Source organism: Alsobacter sp. (genome assembly GCF_059501845.1).
In genome coordinates this window covers 49,489-65,529 of sequence record NZ_JCACDK010000017.1, presented here as the reverse complement: position 1 = coordinate 65,529, position 16,041 = coordinate 49,489, and the positions used below count along the sequence as shown (strand labels likewise).

General features: G+C 67.5%; 19 protein-coding genes. 3 read left to right on the top strand and 16 right to left on the bottom strand.

Features of this window, described 5'->3' with window-relative positions:
• Position 1: 1 nt before the first annotated feature.
• The 3 genes from AC5JCN_RS13825 (at position 2) to AC5JCN_RS13815 (ending at position 3,776) form a co-directional block, all read left to right on the top strand.
• A complete protein-coding gene (locus AC5JCN_RS13825) occupies positions 2-166 on the top strand; it encodes a hypothetical protein (protein WP_495755651.1) in 165 nt (54 codons plus the stop codon).
• Entirely contained in the window at positions 163-2,853 is a 2,691-nt protein-coding gene (gene acnA, locus AC5JCN_RS13820) for an aconitate hydratase AcnA (RefSeq protein WP_495755650.1), read from the top strand. The genes AC5JCN_RS13825 and acnA overlap by 4 nt, the downstream gene beginning before the upstream one ends.
• A 191-nt stretch (positions 2,854-3,044) precedes the next feature.
• A complete protein-coding gene (locus AC5JCN_RS13815) occupies positions 3,045-3,776 on the top strand; it encodes a DUF1223 domain-containing protein (RefSeq protein WP_495755649.1) in 732 nt (243 codons plus the stop codon).
• A gap of 59 nt (positions 3,777-3,835) precedes the next feature.
• On the opposite strand, the gene AC5JCN_RS13810 is transcribed toward AC5JCN_RS13815, so the two are convergent.
• The 16 genes from AC5JCN_RS13810 to AC5JCN_RS13735 form a co-directional block, all read right to left on the bottom strand.
• A complete protein-coding gene (locus AC5JCN_RS13810; RefSeq protein ID WP_495755648.1) occupies positions 3,836-4,468 on the bottom strand; it encodes a TPM domain-containing protein in 633 nt (210 codons plus the stop codon).
• Positions 4,468-5,259 carry a TPM domain-containing protein gene (locus tag AC5JCN_RS13805; RefSeq protein WP_495755647.1) on the bottom strand — a complete coding sequence of 264 codons (792 nt, stop codon included), beginning with the start codon at positions 5,257-5,259 and terminating at the stop codon, positions 4,468-4,470. The genes AC5JCN_RS13810 and AC5JCN_RS13805 overlap by 1 nt, the downstream gene beginning before the upstream one ends.
• A 76-nt stretch (positions 5,260-5,335) precedes the next feature.
• A complete protein-coding gene (locus tag AC5JCN_RS13800) occupies positions 5,336-5,932 on the bottom strand; it encodes a LemA family protein (RefSeq protein WP_495755646.1) in 597 nt (198 codons plus the stop codon).
• Positions 5,933-6,026: 94 nt separating this feature from the next.
• Positions 6,027-7,340 (bottom strand): Tol-Pal system beta propeller repeat protein TolB, encoded by a 1,314-nt coding sequence (tolB, locus tag AC5JCN_RS13795; protein ID WP_495755645.1) that lies wholly within the window; start codon positions 7,338-7,340, stop codon positions 6,027-6,029.
• A gap of 74 nt (positions 7,341-7,414) precedes the next feature.
• Positions 7,415-8,698 (bottom strand): cell envelope integrity protein TolA, encoded by a 1,284-nt coding sequence (gene tolA, locus AC5JCN_RS13790; protein ID WP_495755644.1) that lies wholly within the window; start codon positions 8,696-8,698, stop codon positions 7,415-7,417.
• Between the two features lie 19 nt (positions 8,699-8,717).
• On the bottom strand, positions 8,718-9,170 hold the full coding sequence (locus AC5JCN_RS13785; RefSeq protein ID WP_495755643.1) for an ExbD/TolR family protein: 453 nt from the start codon (positions 9,168-9,170) through the stop codon (positions 8,718-8,720).
• Positions 9,171-9,191: 21 nt separating this feature from the next.
• Positions 9,192-9,911 carry a protein TolQ gene (gene tolQ / locus AC5JCN_RS13780; protein ID WP_495755642.1) on the bottom strand — a complete coding sequence of 240 codons (720 nt, stop codon included), beginning with the start codon at positions 9,909-9,911 and terminating at the stop codon, positions 9,192-9,194.
• Between the two features lie 224 nt (positions 9,912-10,135).
• On the bottom strand, positions 10,136-10,564 hold the full coding sequence (gene ybgC, locus AC5JCN_RS13775; RefSeq protein WP_495755641.1) for a tol-pal system-associated acyl-CoA thioesterase: 429 nt from the start codon (positions 10,562-10,564) through the stop codon (positions 10,136-10,138).
• Complete coding sequence (locus tag AC5JCN_RS13770; RefSeq protein ID WP_495755640.1) at positions 10,561-10,851, bottom strand: type II toxin-antitoxin system RelE/ParE family toxin; 291 nt, start codon at positions 10,849-10,851, stop codon at positions 10,561-10,563. The genes ybgC and AC5JCN_RS13770 overlap by 4 nt, the downstream gene beginning before the upstream one ends.
• Positions 10,851-11,141 carry a hypothetical protein gene (locus AC5JCN_RS13765; protein WP_495755639.1) on the bottom strand — a complete coding sequence of 97 codons (291 nt, stop codon included), beginning with the start codon at positions 11,139-11,141 and terminating at the stop codon, positions 10,851-10,853. Before AC5JCN_RS13765 ends, AC5JCN_RS13770 begins: the two co-directional genes overlap by 1 nt.
• Before the next feature lie 83 nt (positions 11,142-11,224).
• Positions 11,225-12,268, bottom strand: coding sequence for a Holliday junction branch migration DNA helicase RuvB (ruvB, locus tag AC5JCN_RS13760; protein WP_495755638.1), 1,044 nt, complete (start codon positions 12,266-12,268; stop codon positions 11,225-11,227).
• Positions 12,269-12,383: 115 nt separating this feature from the next.
• Positions 12,384-12,998 (bottom strand): Holliday junction branch migration protein RuvA, encoded by a 615-nt coding sequence (gene ruvA / locus AC5JCN_RS13755; protein WP_495755637.1) that lies wholly within the window; start codon positions 12,996-12,998, stop codon positions 12,384-12,386.
• The gene (locus tag AC5JCN_RS13750; protein WP_495755636.1) at positions 12,995-13,636 is read right to left on the bottom strand and encodes an FMN-binding negative transcriptional regulator; all 642 of its coding nucleotides are present in this window, start codon (positions 13,634-13,636) and stop codon (positions 12,995-12,997) included. Before AC5JCN_RS13750 ends, ruvA begins: the two co-directional genes overlap by 4 nt.
• An 18-nt stretch (positions 13,637-13,654) precedes the next feature.
• Entirely contained in the window at positions 13,655-14,179 is a 525-nt protein-coding gene (gene ruvC / locus AC5JCN_RS13745) for a crossover junction endodeoxyribonuclease RuvC (protein WP_495755635.1), read from the bottom strand.
• A 167-nt stretch (positions 14,180-14,346) separates the two neighbouring features.
• Positions 14,347-15,093: a YebC/PmpR family DNA-binding transcriptional regulator gene (locus tag AC5JCN_RS13740; RefSeq protein ID WP_495755634.1), complete on the bottom strand. Its 747-nt coding sequence runs from the start codon at positions 15,091-15,093 to the stop codon at positions 14,347-14,349.
• A 118-nt stretch (positions 15,094-15,211) separates the two neighbouring features.
• Positions 15,212-16,033 carry a TIGR00282 family metallophosphoesterase gene (locus AC5JCN_RS13735; RefSeq protein ID WP_495755633.1) on the bottom strand — a complete coding sequence of 274 codons (822 nt, stop codon included), beginning with the start codon at positions 16,031-16,033 and terminating at the stop codon, positions 15,212-15,214.
• Positions 16,034-16,041 lie beyond the last annotated feature (8 nt).

Below are 16,041 nucleotides of genomic sequence, written 5' to 3'. Positions count from 1 at the left end.
GATGACGACTTTCGTCCGTGTAGCGGCTTCGCCGGAAATTATCTATAAGCCGCACGGCTGCGCCGAGCGCTTCATCCAGCGCGGGGACCCGGGCACTCCCGGGGCGGCGCTCGATCCCAGTGCATCCTGGCCGATGCGCCGCAACCCCGAGAGGATTTCGTCGTGACGATCTCTGTCGACAGCTTCAAGGCCCGCCAGAAGCTCAAAGTCGGTGACCGCACCTACGCCTACTACTCGCTGACCGAAGCCGCGAGGAACGGCCTCGCCGGCGTCGAGAAGCTGCCCTTCTCGCTCCGCGTGCTGCTGGAGAACCTGCTGCGCTTCGAGGACGGGCGCACGGTGACCAAGGACGACGTGGCATCCGTGGTGGACTGGCTGAACACGCGCGGCAAGGCCGAGCGCGAGATCGCCTTCCGCCCCGCGCGCGTGCTGATGCAGGACTTCACCGGCGTTCCCGCGGTGGTCGACCTCGCGGCCATGCGCGACGCCATGGAGAAGCTCGGCGGCGACCCGAACAAGATCAACCCGCTGGTCCCGGTCGACCTCGTCATCGACCATTCCGTCATCGTCGACGAGTTCGGGACCCCGCAGGCGCTGTCGCAGAACGTCGAGCTCGAATACGAGCGCAACGGCGAGCGCTACGACTTCCTGCGCTGGGGCCAGAAGGCGTTCGAGAATTTCCGGGTGGTTCCGCCCGGCACGGGCATCTGCCACCAGGTCAACCTCGAGTATCTCGCCCAGACCGTCTGGACGCGGACGGAGGACGGCGAGGAGGTCGCCTATCCCGACACGCTCGTCGGCACCGATTCCCACACCACGATGGTCAACGGCCTCGCCGTTCTCGGATGGGGCGTCGGCGGCATCGAGGCCGAGGCGGCCATGCTGGGCCAGCCCATCTCCATGCTCATCCCCGAGGTGATCGGCTTCAAGCTGACGGGCAAGGCGCGCGAGGGCGTCACCGCCACAGACGTCGTGCTCACCGTCACGCAGATGCTGCGCAAGAAAGGCGTGGTCGGCAAGTTCGTCGAGTTCTACGGTCCTGGCCTCGCCTCCATGACGCTGGCAGACCGGGCAACCATCGCCAACATGGCTCCCGAATACGGCGCCACCTGTGGCTTCTTCCCCATCGACGAGGAGACGCTGGACTATCTGCGCACCTCCGGCCGGGAGGAGAACCGCATCGCGCTTGTCGAGGCCTACGCCCGCGCCCAGGGGCTGTTCCGGTCGAGCGAGACACCCGACCCGGTGTTCACCGATACGCTCGAGCTCGAACTCGGCTCCGTCGAGCCCTCCCTTGCCGGCCCCAAGCGCCCGCAGGATCGCGTCCTGCTGACTGAGGCGAAGCCGGGCTTCGCGGCCAATCTGGAAAGCGAGTTCAAGAAGGGCGCGGCCGACCTGCCGAAGCGCTACAAGGTGGCCGATCGCAACTACGACGTCGGACATGGGGACGTGGTAATCGCGGCGATCACGTCGTGCACGAACACATCCAATCCCAGCGTCATGATCGCGGCCGGCCTGCTGGCCCAGAAGGCGGCGGCGAAGGGCCTCACCTCGAAGCCGTGGGTGAAGACCTCGCTGGCGCCGGGCTCGCAGGTCGTCGCCGAGTACCTCAAGGTCGCAGGCCTGCAGGAGCCGCTCGACAAGCTCGGCTTCAACGTGGTCGGCTTCGGCTGCACCACGTGCATCGGAAACTCCGGCCCGCTGGCGCCGGAACTGTCGAAGACCATCAACGACAATGACCTCGTCGTCGCTGCCGTGCTGTCGGGCAACCGCAACTTCGAAGGCCGCGTCAACCCTGACGTGCGCGCGAACTACCTCGCGTCGCCGCCGCTCGTCGTCGCCTACGCCATCGCCGGCTCGCTGCAGGTCGACCTCGCCAAGGATCCGATCGGCAAGGACCGTGACGGCAACCCCGTCTACCTGAAGGACATCTGGCCGACGTCGAAGGAGGTCGAGGAGACGATCCGCAAGGCGGTCACCCGGTCGCTCTTCACGACCAAATATGCCGACGTGTTCAAGGGCGACGAGCACTGGCAGAAGATCAAGGTCGAGGGCGGACTGACCTATGCCTGGAACTCCTCCTCGACCTACGTGCAGAACCCGCCCTATTTCGAGGGCATGGGCAAGACGCCGAAGCCGGTGAAGGACATCGAGGGCGCGCGCATCCTCGGCCTGTTCCTCGACTCGATCACGACCGACCACATCTCGCCGGCCGGTTCGATCAAGGCTGCGTCTCCGGCGGGGCGGTACCTGATGGAGCACGGTGTCCAACCGGCCGACTTCAACCAGTACGGCACGAGGCGCGGCAACCACGAGATCATGATGCGGGGCACCTTCGCCAATATCCGCATTAAGAACCAGATGGTGCCGGGCGTCGAAGGCGGCGTGACCATCCACTATCCCTCGGGCGAGCAGATGCCGATCTACGACGCCGCGATGCGTTACCAGCAGGAACAGGTGCCGCTGGTGGTGTTCGCCGGCAAGGAGTACGGCACCGGTTCGTCGCGGGACTGGGCCGCGAAGGGCACCAACCTGCTGGGCGTCAGGGCGGTGATCGCGCAGTCTTTCGAGCGCATCCACCGGTCAAACCTCGTCGGCATGGGCGTTGTCCCGCTCGTCTTTGAGGAGGGCACGTCCTGGCAGACGCTGGGGCTGAAGGGCGACGAGACGGTCACCATCAAGGGGCTCTCCGGTGAACTGAAGCCGCGTCAGATGCTGACCGCGGAGATCACCTTCGCGGACGGGACGAAGAAGTCGGTGCCGCTGGTCTGCCGCATCGATACGCTCGACGAGATGGAGTACTTCCGCAACGGAGGCATCCTCCACTACGTCCTGCGCGGTCTCGCCGCCTGACGCGGCGCTCCAGGCGAGGCCAGGGCTTCGCGCCTTGAGCTTCGCGTTGGCGGCTTCCTACATCACGGTCGTGTGAAAATGGCCGTCGGCACAGCCGGCGGCCACTTTTTTGTGCACTTGTCAACCGGACGTGAGTTGTGGTGAGCCGCCCGGCGCCTATGGTCGGCGCCTTCTTCTGACAGATCGAGTCCATGAGCTTCATTCGCCGTTCCGGACTGACCGTCCTTCTCCTCGCAGTTGCGGGCGGTGCCTGCGCGGGCGAGGCTCCCAAGGTCGTCGTCGAACTCTTCACCAGCCAGGGCTGCTCGTCCTGCCCCCCCGCCGACGAGCTGCTCGCCAACCTAGCGTCGCACGAGGACGTCGTCGCCCTGTCGCTGCCTGTCGACTACTGGGATTATCTCGGATGGAAGGACACGCTGGCCGAGCGGATGTTCACCACACGGCAAAAAGGCTATGGCGAAGTCAGGGGCGACCGGCACGTCTATACGCCGCAGGCGGTGGTCAACGGCCTGCGCCACGCCGTGGGCTCCGATGGCGCCGCCGTGCAGGAGGCGGCCGACAAGGTGCGTGCCGACGGCCACTTCGTCGCCCTCGCAGCCGATGAGCATGGGCCAACCATCAGGATTCATGTTCCCGAAGGCGTTGCGCCGGCGGCTGGAGCCACCGTGTACTTCCTGCCGCTGCGCAAGCGCTCGGAGGTGGCGATCGGCCGTGGTGAGAACGGCGGTCGCAAGGCCACCTACGTCAACGTCGTGCGCGACATCGTCCCGCTCGGGGTGTGGAACGGAGCCGCCCAGACCTTTGAGATCCCCGCGTCCACCGCCCGCACCCGGGACGCGGACGCGTTCGTGGCGATCCTGCAGGAAGGCACGCGGGAGAAGCCGGGAGCCATTCTGGGAGCCGTCAAAGGCCCCGGGGTTTAGCGGCCTTTTCGCGCGGAAGGTCAGGCCTGATCCCTATCGGCCCTCTGCCGCGGTGCGCCCTAAAGCTCGATGACCCTGTTTGGGAGTTCGTCCCGGTCGTCCTCGGCGCGTGGTGCGGTTGCGGCGAGGTCGGCGGAGATGCTGTCTACGGCGGCAATGAGCCCATCGGCGGTGCGGCCCTGGTGGAGGGCGTCGGTGAGCGCGACGATCGCCTTCTTCCAGGTTTCCTGCGGCAGCGCGGCCTCTATTCCTCCGTCCGGCATCACGCAGGCATAGCGCTCGGCGACGGCCACGAAGACGAGCACTCCGGTTCGGCCGTGCGTGCCACCCAGCCCGCGCACCATGAACTGCTCCGCGGCGGCCTGGTGGGCCCGTTGGCGCGCGACGTGGCGCGGGACGAGCCGCATCCGGACGGGCACTGGCCGCATCAGCAGCCAGAGCCCCACGAACACCAGAAGCTGCGCGGCGTGGATCCACTGCACGGGCCAGTCGGTGAACATGGCCAGCGGCCACGGCACCGTGAGCGCCACGAGCGCGGCCCACAGCAGCGGCACCACGTTCCACTCGTCCGCCTGCCGCATGACGACACAGACGAACTCCGCGGACGTGCGCTGCTCGGCCCGGCCCACCGCCTCCTCGATGCGGGCGCGATCGGCGGCCGGGATGACCGATCTCATGCCGGACCAGGCCATCACCAGCTCCCCGAGGCGCCGCCGCCGCCGGATGATCCTCCGCCCCCCGAGAAGCCGCCACCCGAGGAGAACCCGCCGCCCCCGCCCGACCAGCCACCGCCGCCCCAGTTGCCGCCACCGCTCGGGATCACGATCCAGTTGCCGCGAGACGTCCGGTAGGGCCGGTTGCCGCCCGACTGGCGCTGGCGGAATGCGAGGTAGAGGATGAAGGCGAAGATCAGGATGTTCAGGATCAGCACGGCATAGCCGGCATCGCTGCCTTGCGGCTCGGGGCGCAGCTTGGCCCGACGCTGCCATTCCTCGTCGCCGGTCAGCACGGACTCGATGGCGTCCACCGCCTGGTCGATGCCGCCTGCGAAGTCGCCCGCCTTGAAGCGCGGCGCCATCGCTGTGGTGATGATGACGTTGGACAGCGCGTCGGTCAGCTGGCCCTCGAGCCCATAGCCGACCTCGATGCGTACCTTGCGCTCATTGGGTGCGACGAGCAGGAGAACGCCGTTGTTGGTCTTCGCCTGGCCCAGCTTCCAGGCGCGGAACAGCTGGTTGGCATAGTCCTCGATGCTGGTGCCCTGCAGCGAAGGCACGGTGGCCACGACGATCTGGTCGGAGGTCTTGGCGTCATAGCCGGCGAGCTTGTCCTCCAGCGCGTTTTTCTTACCGGGCGGAATGATGTTTGCGGCATCGACCACGCGCCCGGTGAGCTCCGGGAACGTCAGGGTAGCCCAGGCGGGTACGAGCAAGGCAAGGACCAGGAGAAGGCCGGGCCAGAACTGGAGGCTCGCCTTCTTCATGCGGAGGGCATCCCTGCTCTCCGCTTCGCGAAGGCCGGGACGACCGGCTCGAAATCACCGTCTCGGCGGCGCATGCTCAGAACTGCACCTTGGGTGCGGCCTGGTTCTCCGGGGCCGTGGAGAACGTCTCCATGGGCTTGGCCGAGGGATAGAAGATCGCCGCGATCCAGCGTCCCGGAATGGTGCGCAGCTCGGTGTTGTAGTTCTGGACGGCGCCGATGTAGTCGCGCCGCGCTACTGCGATGCGGTTCTCGGTGCCTTCGAGCTGCGACTGGAGCGCCAGGAAGTTCTGGTTTGACTTCAGGTCCGGATAGGCCTCGCTGACTGCAATCAGCCGTCCCAGCGCGCCCGAGAGCTGGTTCTGCGCGTCCTGGAATTCCTTGAACTTGGCGGGATCGGTGATCGTCGAGGCGTCCACCTTCACCGAGGTGGCCTTGGCGCGGGCCTCGACCACCTTCGTCAGCGTGTCCTGCTCCTGCCTGGCGTAGCCCTTCACCGTCTCGACGAGGTTCGGGATCAGGTCGGCACGGCGCTGGTACTGGTTCTGGACCTCGCTCCAGGCCGCCTTCGCCTGCTCTTCGTAGGTCGGAACGTTGTTGATGCCGCAGGACGCCAGGAAAAGCCCCGCCGCCATCACAACAGCCACCGCCCTCAGCCGCGCCAAAACGCCCATCGCCCATGCCCTCCCGCCATCCGTCTCGCCCGCAGTCTAGCGAACTTTGTGACGGACGTAATCGCGCAGGCTGTGCTTCCGGTTCCCTCTCGTATCAGTTGAGGAGCGGGGACCAGGCCGGGTCGGATCCGTAGGAGGGTGTCGGCACGGGAACCTCGACGCGGCCGGTCGTATCGACCATGAACACCTTGGCGCCGCCGCTGCCGCCCGCGTCGCGGAAGAACATCAGGTAGCGGCCGTTCGGAGCCCAGGTCGGGCCCTCGTTGTGGAAGCCTTCGGTCAGGATCCGTTCGCCCGAGCCGTCGGGCTTCATGATGCCGATCGCGAAGGTGCCCGCCTTCTGCTTGGTGAAGGCGATGTAGTCGCCCTTCGGCGACCAGACAGGGGTGGAGTAGCGGCCCTCGCCGAAGGAGATGCGCTTCGCCGGACCGCCGCTTGCCGGCATCACGTAGACCTGCTGCGTGCCGCCGCGGTCGGATTCGAAGACGATCTGCGATCCGTCGGGCGAGTAGGAGGGCGACGTGTCGATGGCGTTGGTGTCGGTCAGGCGCGTCGTCGCGCGCGAGCGCAGGTCCATCGCAAACAGGTTGGACGACGAGCCCTGGGCGAGGCTCATGATGATCTTCTGCCCGTCGGGAGAAAACCGCGGCGAAAACGTCATGCCCGGGAAATTTCCGACGACTTCGCGCTGCCCGGTCTCGATGTTGAGCAGGTAGACGCGTGGATCGCCTGCGCCAAAGGACATGTAGGTGACCTCCTGGCTCGAGGGCGAGAAGCGCGGCGTCACCACGAGATCGTCGCCGCGTGTCAGGTAGCGCACGTTTGCGCCGTCCTGGTCCATGATGGCGAGGCGCTTCTTGCGGTTGTCCTTGGGGCCAGTCTCGTCGACGTAGACGACGCGCGTGTCGAAGAAGCCCTTGTCGCCGGTAATGCGGCTGTAGATCGCGTCGGCGATGATATGAGCGACCCGGCGCCAGTTGTTGGGATCGGTGAAGTACTGCTGGCCGGTGAGTTGCTGGCCGGCGACGACGTCCCACAGCCTGAACTCGGCCTTGAGCCGCCCGGAGGCGTCGCGGCTGATGCGTCCGGTGACGAGCGCCTGGGCGTTGATCGCCTTCCAGGACTCGAAGTCCGGTGCGCTGTCCATGCTGGAGACCTTCTCGATGAAGGCCTTCTTGTCGACGGGCAGGAACAGGCCCGAGCGCTTCAGGTCGTTGCTGATCACGCCGGAGATCTGCTGCCCCAGCGCCGGATCGGCGCCGCCGAAATCCGTGATGGCGATCGGCATCGGCTGGAAGTTGCCGCGGTCGACGGTGATGCTGAGTTCGGCGCGGGCGGGGACTGTCGCCGCAGCCGCCATGGCGGCGAGGCAGGCGAAAGTCAGGCGGCAGACGTCGCGGAAGCGCATGGCGTCAGGTTCCGATCGTCGGGGGAAAGGGCTCTTGGCGGAGCGTCATGGCGGGTGCTTTCGGCAAAACCATGTCAGCCCAGCACTTCGGCGGGATTGAATTCGACACCCCAGTTCTTCCAGTCGTTGGCAGCCGGGAGATACTGGGCCGGGATCTTGTAAGGCGCGCAACGGCGTACGGCCCGCACGGCGCTTTCGGCAACGGCGCGGAAGGCCGGGTCGCTCGACGCGCGCGCGACGGCGGGCTCGCTGCCAAGCGTGCCGTCCTTGTTGACCTGCACGATCACCTTGAAGCGATCCATGCCGGCAGCGCCCGGAGGCGGGTTCCAGCATGCCATGATCTGCTCTCGCAGCAGGGCTGCGAGCGCGTCGCGCTGGCTCGGAGACAGCTTCTGGCCGGTCGCGCTGGGCGCTCCGAGAGACGCGGTGCGGCTCACCTCCGAACCGGCGGAGGCCTGCTGGGCAGGCTTTTCCTTGGAGGTCAGTAGCTTCTCGATCGCTGCCGGATCGAACTTGGCGTCCGGATTGGCTGGCTTCGGCGGAGCCGGCTTGGCCTGCGCCTCCGCGGCGAGCTGGGCGAGCTTGCGTGCCTCGTCCGCTTTTCTCGCGTCGGCCGCCTTCTTGGCTTCTTCTGCCTTCCTGGCCTCGGCGAGCTTCTTGGCTTCCTCGGCCTTTCGCGCTTCCTCGATCTTGCGGGCCTCCTCGGCCTTGCGTTCTTCCTCGGCCTTCTTCGCGTCGGCGACGCGCCTGGCCTCGGCGGCTGCAGCCTCCGCCTTTGCCTTTGCCTCAGCCTTCGCCTTGGCGAGGGCCTCGGCAGCCTCAGCCTCGGCGATCTGCTTCTCCAGCGCGTCGGCGCGGGCCTTTTCCTCCGCCTTGGCCTGCGCCTCGGCCCGGGACTTGGCCTCTTTCGCGGCGGCGGCCTGCGCGGCGGCCTCGGCCGCCTTTCGCTGCTCCTCCTTCGCCTGCTCTTCCTGAGCCTTTGCAAGTTCCTGCGCAGCGGTGTCGTCCGCCCGCTTCGGGGGTACTGGCACGTCCTCGGCCGTGGGGTCGGGCGGCGTCTCCGGCCGGGCGACGGGCGTCGGCACGTCGCGCTTCATGTCGAGCGTCTCAGGCTTTTCCAGTTGGGTGTTCGCCTTGACGACCGCCTGGGGCTCGGGCGGCTGCTGCTTGCCGTTCTTCTGGCCCTTTGTGATCTCGGAGAACTCGCTGGCCGACACCACCTCGACCGGGACCGCCTCGGTCACGTCCTGGAAGGCTTCCGTCTGCGAAAAGGCCACCAGCGTCGCCACGAGGAGCGCGACGTGCACGCCCGCCGAAACGGCGAGACCGGGCTGGTTCCTGTCGAAGGGGAGCTTCACCGGGCCATCCCGCGCAGTGTCAGGGCTTCTGGTCCGGCTCGGTGACGAGCGCGACCTTGCGGTAGCCTGCGGCTGTGACGACCGCCATCACCTCGGCCACCTTGCCGTAGGCGATCGTCTTGTCGCCGCGCACGTAGATGCGCTCGTCCTGCCCCGTCTTGGCGATCGCCTGCAGCTTTGGGACGATTTCATCCAGCGTGATCGGCGTTTCCATCAGATAGATGTTGCCGTCCGCCTTCACCGACAGCGTGAGCGGCTGCTTGTCGATGTTGAGCGCCGCGGCCTTTGTCTGGGGGAGATCGAGCGGCACGCCCACCGTCAGGAGCGGCGCGGCGACCATGAAGATGATCAGGAGCACGAGCATGACGTCGATGAACGGCGTCATATTGATTTCGGCGATGGGGCGCTGCTTGCGGCCGCTGCGCCGGCGGCGCCCGCCCTTTCCGCCCCCTGCTGCGACTGACATGGCCATGGTCGTTCTCCCTGCCGGCGATCAGGCCGCGATCCGCTCGTCGATCTGGCGTGACAGGATGGCGGAGAACTCGTCCGCGAAGGTCTCCAGGCGGCCCTGCTGCTTGGCGGCCTCCGCCTGCAGCTTGTTGTAGGCGATGACGGCCGGGATGGCGGCGAAGAGACCGATGGCGGTGGCGAACAGGGCCTCGGCGATGCCGGGGGCGACGACGGCGAGCGAGGTGTTCTTCGACGCGGCAATGGCCTGGAACGATGTCATGATGCCCCACACCGTACCGAACAAGCCGATGAACGGCGCGGAGGAGCCGATCGTGGCCAACACGAGCAGCTTCGACTCCAATCGTTCGGCCTCGCGCTGGATGGTGACGTCGAGCACCTTGTCGATGCGCTGCGACAGGCCCGCGACGGCGCGGCTCGACCCCTCGAAGGAGCGCTTCCACTCCCGCATGGCGGCCACGAAGACGGCCGCCATGGCGCTCGTCTGGCGCTCCGACAGCATCCGGTAGAGCTCTTCCAGCGACTGGCCGGACCAGAACACCTCCTCGAAGCGGTCCATGGCCTTGCGCGTGCGGGAATACAGCAGCGTCTTGTCGATGATGATGGCCCAGCACCACACAGATGCCGCAAGCAGGCCGAGCATGACGACCTTCACGACGATGTGGGCGTGCCAGAACATCGCCCACAGAGAGATCTCGGCGCCGGGCGCCGCAAGGCCCTGCGTGACCACTTCGGTCGCGTTCATCGCTCGATCCTTTCGTCACCGGGGCGCCGGCCGCCCCTGACTGTCGCCCCTCTGGGCCAGCTGCGCCGAAACCCGACGGCGTTTCCCACCGCAATGCACACGGGACACCAGGCAATCGCCCGTCAGTCACGCCTGAATCCGGCGAAACAAGGGCGCACCGCGTCCGCGCGCATCCGCTCGGGTACCACCTTCCGAGTTAAGGCCCCGTCAGGGTTAATGCAGGGTTACGACGATGCGGTTTCGCCACGCGGGGCGGGCATTGCACCCGCCAGTGCGATCCTCAATGCCTCGGGAAGGCGGCCCGGCCGCCCTTCGCGTATGCCGGCGACGAGCACTTCCGCCGTCAGCAGAAGGTCGCTGTCGCGCAGAATCCGTTGCGTGAGCAGCATCGAGGCGCCTTTCAGCTCGCTGGCCGTGGTCTCGACGGTCACCACGTCGTCCATGCGGGCCGGCCTGAGCCAGTCCACGGTCATCCGCCGTACCACGAAGGCAAACCCGGTCTCGCGGTGCACCGCTGCCTGATCAACCCCGAGGGAGCGGATGAACTCCGTGCGCCCACGCTCGAGAAAACGCAGGTAGGACGCGTGGTAGACGACACCGGAGAAATCGGTGTCCTCGTAGTACACGCGGATCGGGAGGCGGTGGCTGGTCACGAGTGGAATTCAGCATCCACATCCATGCGCCCGTCAATGACGCGGAGGATGAGAACGCGCCCAACTTCAGCTTGGTAGAAGACCACGAGAAAACCGGCGATCCGGGCTCGCAATCCTGGCATCAGATCGTGGCGAGGGACGCCGGACGCCGGGAACTCGGAGAGTTGCCTGAACAATCTGTCGATCTGCATCGCCATCTTGTCGGCCGCACGGCGATTTCTGATGCCGAGATATCGATAGTGTCTCAGAAGGTCTTGGTTGGCCGCGGCCGTCCTCACGACCTTCATCACTCGCCCGGCAGCTGCGAGCGAGCCTCCCGGAGAAACGCATCAATGTCCCACTCTGCCACCCGCCTGGCCGCGACGTCGGCCTGACCCTCGGCGATGAGCTCGCGCATGACGCGCAGCTTCTCGGCCTGGTCCTCGAGAAACTCGACCGCCCGTTCACGCATGTCGTCCGGCAAGGCGCCGAGAGCCGCGATAGCGCGTTCGTCGAGGGTTTTCATGCCGCTTACAGTAGCAGGACCGGCAACTGCACGCGAGAGCTGTGGTGTGGCGGCGGCAATCGAAGTGGTCATGGCGCTGGCTCTGAAACAGGATCAAACAATGGTGCCCACGATACCAGCCGCTTAGGCGAACGCCAAACAAAGCTCGGGCCGCGTCACTCCTCCTCGCCGCCGAACAGCCCGAACTGCGCCGGGCCCTGCTGGGGCTCCGCGAGGCCGAGATGGCGGAAGGCCTGCGGCGTGAGAAGCCGCCCGCGCGGCGTGCGCTGCAGGAAGCCCTGCTGCAGCAGGTAGGGCTCGATGATGTCCTCTATGGCGTCGCGCGGTTCGGACAGGGCCGCCGCGATGGTCTCGATCCCGACCGGGCCACCGCCGAAATTGACGGCGACGAGTTCGAGGTAGCGCCGGTCCATGACGTCAAGGCCGATGGAGTCGACGTCGAGGAAGCGCAGCGCCCGGTCAGCCGCGGCGCGGTCGACGGTGTCGACATTGTCGACGATGGCGAAGTCGCGGACACGCCGCAGCAGCCGCCCCGCGATGCGGGGCGTACCGCGGGCACGACGGGCGATCTCGTTGGCGCCGTCCGGCGACATGGGCAGGCCCAGGACGCGCGCGCCGCGCGAGACGATCAGCTCGAGTTCGTCGACCGTGTAGAAGTTCAGCCGGATCGGGATGCCGAAGCGGTCGCGCAGCGGCGTGGTCAGCAGGCCGGCGCGGGTCGTGGCTCCGACGAGGGTGAACTTGGCGAGGTCGATCTTGACGGAGCGTGCCGCCGGACCCTCGCCGATGATGAGGTCGAGCTGGTAGTCCTCCATCGCCGGGTAAAGGATTTCCTCGACCGCCGGGTTCAGGCGGTGGATCTCGTCGATGAAGAGGACGTCGCGCTCCTCGAGGTTCGTGAGCTGCGCTGCGAGATCACCCGCCTTGGCGATCACCGGGCCGGATGTCGAGCGAAAGTTCACGCCGAGTTCGCGCGCGACAATCTGTGCCAGCGTCGTCTTGCCGAGCCCTGGCGGCCCCACGAACAGCACGTGGTCGAGCGCCTCGCGCCGCGCCTTGGCCGCCTCGATAAAAACCTTCAGGTTCTTGCGAGCCGCCGCCTGACCGACGAAGTCGTCGAGCACCAGTGGACGAATGGAGGTCTCCAGGTCGTCCTCGCGCTTCTCGGGCGTGACGAGGCGGCGGGGTGGATTACTCATGGCCGGCACCCGGTCGAAGCTCGCCGTTCGTGGGCAGCCAGGTCGCTCAAGCCGCCCGCCAGGCGACATCCATCTGGCCGGCCTGACGGGACCTCACGGCACGGGGCACTGGTCCTCACCGCGCCATCTCCTTCAATCCCAGCCGGATGAGCTGCGGCGTCTCCACGCCTTCGCCTGCCGCCCTGAATGCGGCGGCAATGGCCGCAGCTGCCTGGGCCTGCGGATAACCGAGATTGACGAGGGCGGAAACGGCGTCCGCGACGGGCTTGGGCTGTGCGCCGCCCTCCGCGCCGGCCGCGAGGCCGGCGAGCGCCGGCTCGAAGCCGGCGAGGCCGGGCGCCCTGTCCTTCAGTTCCGACACGATGCGCGCGGCGAGCTTGGGGCCGACGCCGGGGGAGCGCGCCACCATGGCCTTGTCCTGCGTGCCGATGGCGGTGGCGAGGCCGCCGGGATCCAGCGCGGAGAGGATGCCAAGCGCCACCTTGGCGCCCACGCCCTGCACCGTCTGCAGCAGGCGGAACCACTCGCGTTCCGCGTCGGAGCGGAAGCCGTAGAGACGGATCATGTCCTCCCGGACATAGGTCTCGATGGACAGAACCGCCGCCTCGCCCGTGCGCAGCGTCGAGAGCGTGCGGGCCGAGCAGTGCACGACGTAGCCGACGCCGTGCACGTCGACGACCGCGTAGTCCTCGCCGAAGCTGTCGACTGTGCCCTTCAGCTTGCCGATCACGATGGCTTCACCCGCTCTGCGACGAGCGCCGCCATCGCTGCAGCGTCCGGCGTCTCTTCGGCCGAGAGCCCATCCAGCACGCCGGCCTGGTCGGCGGCGGGACGGTTCTGGCTGACCTTCCACTTGCCTTCGATCGAGGCGATCTCGATCTCGATGCCGACGATGCCCTTGACCTGCGAGGCCAGGAAGTCGGCGGGTGCGTCGTCGACGGCCCACGGATGGGCACGGCTGCGCTCGTGTCCGTCCGTGAGCGCCCGGATCTGCCGGTGCAGCCAGTCGGCGTCCTCGATCGCCAGCGCCCGGCCGCGCACCTGCACCATCGCGTAGTTCCAGGTCGGCACCACTTTCCCCGTCTGGCGCTTGGTCGCGTACCAGGACGGCGTGACGTAGTGCTCCGCGCCCTGGAACACGACCAGCGCGTCGGTGCCCTCGATGCACTCGCGCCATTGCGGGTTGGCGCGCGCGAGGTGGCAGCGCAGGGTCCCGAGGGGACCTGTGCCGGCGTCGAGCTGGAACGGGGCTCCGTTGGCCATCAGGCCGCCGGGACCCGACGTGACGAGGAGCGCGAAGGGATGGGCCCGCATCAGCGCGTGCTGGCGCTCGCGGTCCTCCTCGCGAAAGTGGGGCGGCTGGTACATGGCGTCACTCCAGCACGGTCACCGCGCCCGCGCCAGTATCGCTGCCTCGAGCGCGCGCGAGCCGCGGTGTTGGGCATGCGTGAGCGCGACGGCGAGGGCGTCTGCGGCATCGGCCGTCCTGGGGTCGGCCTTGGGCAGGAGCACGCGAACCATCATATGAATCTGCGCCTTCTCGGCATGGCCCGCGCCGACGATCGTCTTCTTGACAAGGTTGGGCGCATACTCCGCCACGCTCAGGCCGGCTTGCGCGGGCACCAGCATGGCGATGCCGCGGGCATGGCCCAGCTTCAGCGTCGCGCGGGCGTCCTTGTTGACGAAGGTCTCCTCGACGGCCACCTCGTCGGGAGCGTGAAGTTCAAGCACCGCCGTCAGGCCGACATGCAGCTGATGCAGCCGGTCGGCGAGGTCGGCCGTTCCGTCGGAGTGCACCGAGCCGCAGGCGACGAAGGAGAGGCGCGTTCCCAATGCCTCCACGACGCCCCAGCCCGTGTTGCGCAGGCCAGGGTCGATGCCGAGGATCCGAATCGGAGCGGGCGACGCCATGGGCAGCGCCATAGCGCGTTCGCCGGCGGAACGGAACAGGTACGTGGGCCGCGTGCCTTCCTGATGGCGCGGCGCTTCTCCCCTCACCCTACCCTCTCCCCGGTGGGGAGAGGGTGGCGCTTGCGCTTTGTGTAGGGCTCGAGGACAGGCGAAGGCCCGACTACCGGCTACTCTCCCATCCTCGCCACGAGGGCGTCGGAGAATTCCGCGTTGGAATAGACGTTCTGCACGTCGTCATTGTCGTCCAGCGCGTCCATGAGCCTGAGGATCTTTTCCCCGGCCTCGTCGTCCACGGCGATGTTGTTCTGGGCCCGCCAAACGAGGGCGGCCTTGCGAGGCTCGCCGAACTTCGCTTCCAGCGCCTTCTGCACGTCGCGTAGCGACTCCATCGTCGTGACGATCTCGTGGCCGTCCTCCGAGGAGGACACGTCGTCGGCGCCTGACTCGATGGCCGCTTCCATGACGGCGTCCTCGCCGGCGACCTTGGCGTCGAACTCGATGACACCGACGCGATCGAACATGAACGACACGGCCCCGGTCTCCGCCAGGCTGCCGCCGGCCTTGGTGAAATAGGAGCGCACCTCGCTCGCCGTGCGGTTCCGGTTGTCGGTGAGGGCCTCGACGATGACGGCCACGCCACCGGGGGCGTATCCCTCGTAGCGGATCTCCTCGTAGTTCTCCGCGTCACCGCCGGCTGCCTTCTTGATGGCGCGCTCGACATTGTCCTTCGGCATGTTCTCCGCGCGGGCGGCCTGGATCGCGGCGCGAAGGCGCGCGTTCATGCCGGGATCGGGAAGGCCGAGCTTCGCGGCAACCGTGATTTCGCGCGCCAGCTTGGAGAACAGCTTGGACCGCATGGCATCCTGCCGGCCCTTCCGGTGCATGATGTTCTTGAACTGTGAATGGCCGGCCATGGGCTCCTCGCGGCTGTCGGGGAGGTCGCGATCGGGGCGCGCGCCCATCCCCGCTGAATGCGGAACGGCGCGCTATATACGTCGCAGGCGTTGCGAGATCAAAGGGGAACGCCCGGCGCTACTCCCAGAAGCGCGGCGCGGCCGGCTCCAGCCTCGGCCCGAGACGGACCGGCGAGATGGCGGTGGCCAGCCCCGTCCGGTCGTCGATGTCGACTGCCACGCCACACAGCGTGCCCTCGCCGGCCGCGGCCTCGAGCCTTGCCCCCGGCGTTTTCTGCAGGAAGCGCCGGACAGGCTCCTCCTTGGACATGCCGAGAACTGAATCGTAGTCGCCGCACATACCGGCGTCGGACAGGTAGGCGGTTCCGCCGGGCAGGATCTGGTGGTCCGCCGTCGGCACGTGCGTGTGCGTTCCGACGACGAGGGAAGCGCGCCCGTCCAGGAAATGCGCCATGGCCTGCTTTTCGCTGGTCGCCTCGGCATGGACGTCGATGACGGCGGCATCGCACGCCGTCCCCAGCGGGCAGTCCCTCAGCGCCGCCTCGACGGCCGCGAAGGGGTCGTCCAGCGCGTCGAGGAAGATGCGGCCCATGACGTTGACGACGAGAACCCGGGCGCCGTTGCGCGCTTCCACCACGGTGGCGCCGCGGCCGGGCGTTCCGGGTGGATAATTGGCGGGCCGCAGAAGGCGGGGCTGGCGCTCGATGAAGACCAGCGCCTCGCGCTGGTCGAAAGAATGGTTTCCGAGCGTCACGGCATCGGCGCCGGCTTCCAGCAACTCGTCGCAGATGGTTTCGGTGATGCCGAAGCCGCCGGCAGCGTTCTCGCCGTTCACGACGACGCAGTCGAGCAGCCACTCCTGGCGCAGCCTCGGCAGCATCTGCATCACGGCATTCCGGCCGGGCCGGCCGACGACATCGCCGAGGAAGAGAAGGCGCATTCGCTGGC

Excerpts from the sequence above, each read along its gene's own strand:
- AC5JCN_RS13785 (WP_495755643.1), bottom strand. The coding sequence starts at position 9,170 with ATGGCCATGTCAGTCGCAGCAGGGGGCGGAAAGGGCGGGCGCCGCCGG.
- AC5JCN_RS13805 (WP_495755647.1), bottom strand. The coding sequence starts at position 5,259 with ATGAAGAAGGCGAGCCTCCAGTTCTGGCCCGGCCTTCTCCTGGTCCTT.
- AC5JCN_RS13800 (WP_495755646.1), bottom strand. The coding sequence starts at position 5,932 with ATGGGCGTTTTGGCGCGGCTGAGGGCGGTGGCTGTTGTGATGGCGGCG.
- ruvC (WP_495755635.1), bottom strand. The coding sequence starts at position 14,179 with ATGGCGTCGCCCGCTCCGATTCGGATCCTCGGCATCGACCCTGGCCTG.
- AC5JCN_RS13735 (WP_495755633.1), bottom strand. The coding sequence starts at position 16,033 with ATGCGCCTTCTCTTCCTCGGCGATGTCGTCGGCCGGCCCGGCCGGAAT.
- tolB (WP_495755645.1), bottom strand. The coding sequence starts at position 7,340 with ATGCGCTTCCGCGACGTCTGCCGCCTGACTTTCGCCTGCCTCGCCGCC.
- AC5JCN_RS13770 (WP_495755640.1), bottom strand. The coding sequence starts at position 10,851 with ATGAAGGTCGTGAGGACGGCCGCGGCCAACCAAGACCTTCTGAGACAC.
- AC5JCN_RS13815 (WP_495755649.1), top strand. The coding sequence starts at position 3,045 with ATGAGCTTCATTCGCCGTTCCGGACTGACCGTCCTTCTCCTCGCAGTT.
- ruvB (WP_495755638.1), bottom strand. The coding sequence starts at position 12,268 with ATGAGTAATCCACCCCGCCGCCTCGTCACGCCCGAGAAGCGCGAGGAC.
- AC5JCN_RS13740 (WP_495755634.1), bottom strand. The coding sequence starts at position 15,093 with ATGGCCGGCCATTCACAGTTCAAGAACATCATGCACCGGAAGGGCCGG.
- AC5JCN_RS13750 (WP_495755636.1), bottom strand. The coding sequence starts at position 13,636 with ATGTACCAGCCGCCCCACTTTCGCGAGGAGGACCGCGAGCGCCAGCAC.
- tolQ (WP_495755642.1), bottom strand. The coding sequence starts at position 9,911 with ATGAACGCGACCGAAGTGGTCACGCAGGGCCTTGCGGCGCCCGGCGCC.
- AC5JCN_RS13825 (WP_495755651.1), top strand. The coding sequence starts at position 2 with ATGACGACTTTCGTCCGTGTAGCGGCTTCGCCGGAAATTATCTATAAG.
- AC5JCN_RS13810 (WP_495755648.1), bottom strand. The coding sequence starts at position 4,468 with ATGGCCTGGTCCGGCATGAGATCGGTCATCCCGGCCGCCGATCGCGCC.
- AC5JCN_RS13765 (WP_495755639.1), bottom strand. The coding sequence starts at position 11,141 with ATGACCACTTCGATTGCCGCCGCCACACCACAGCTCTCGCGTGCAGTT.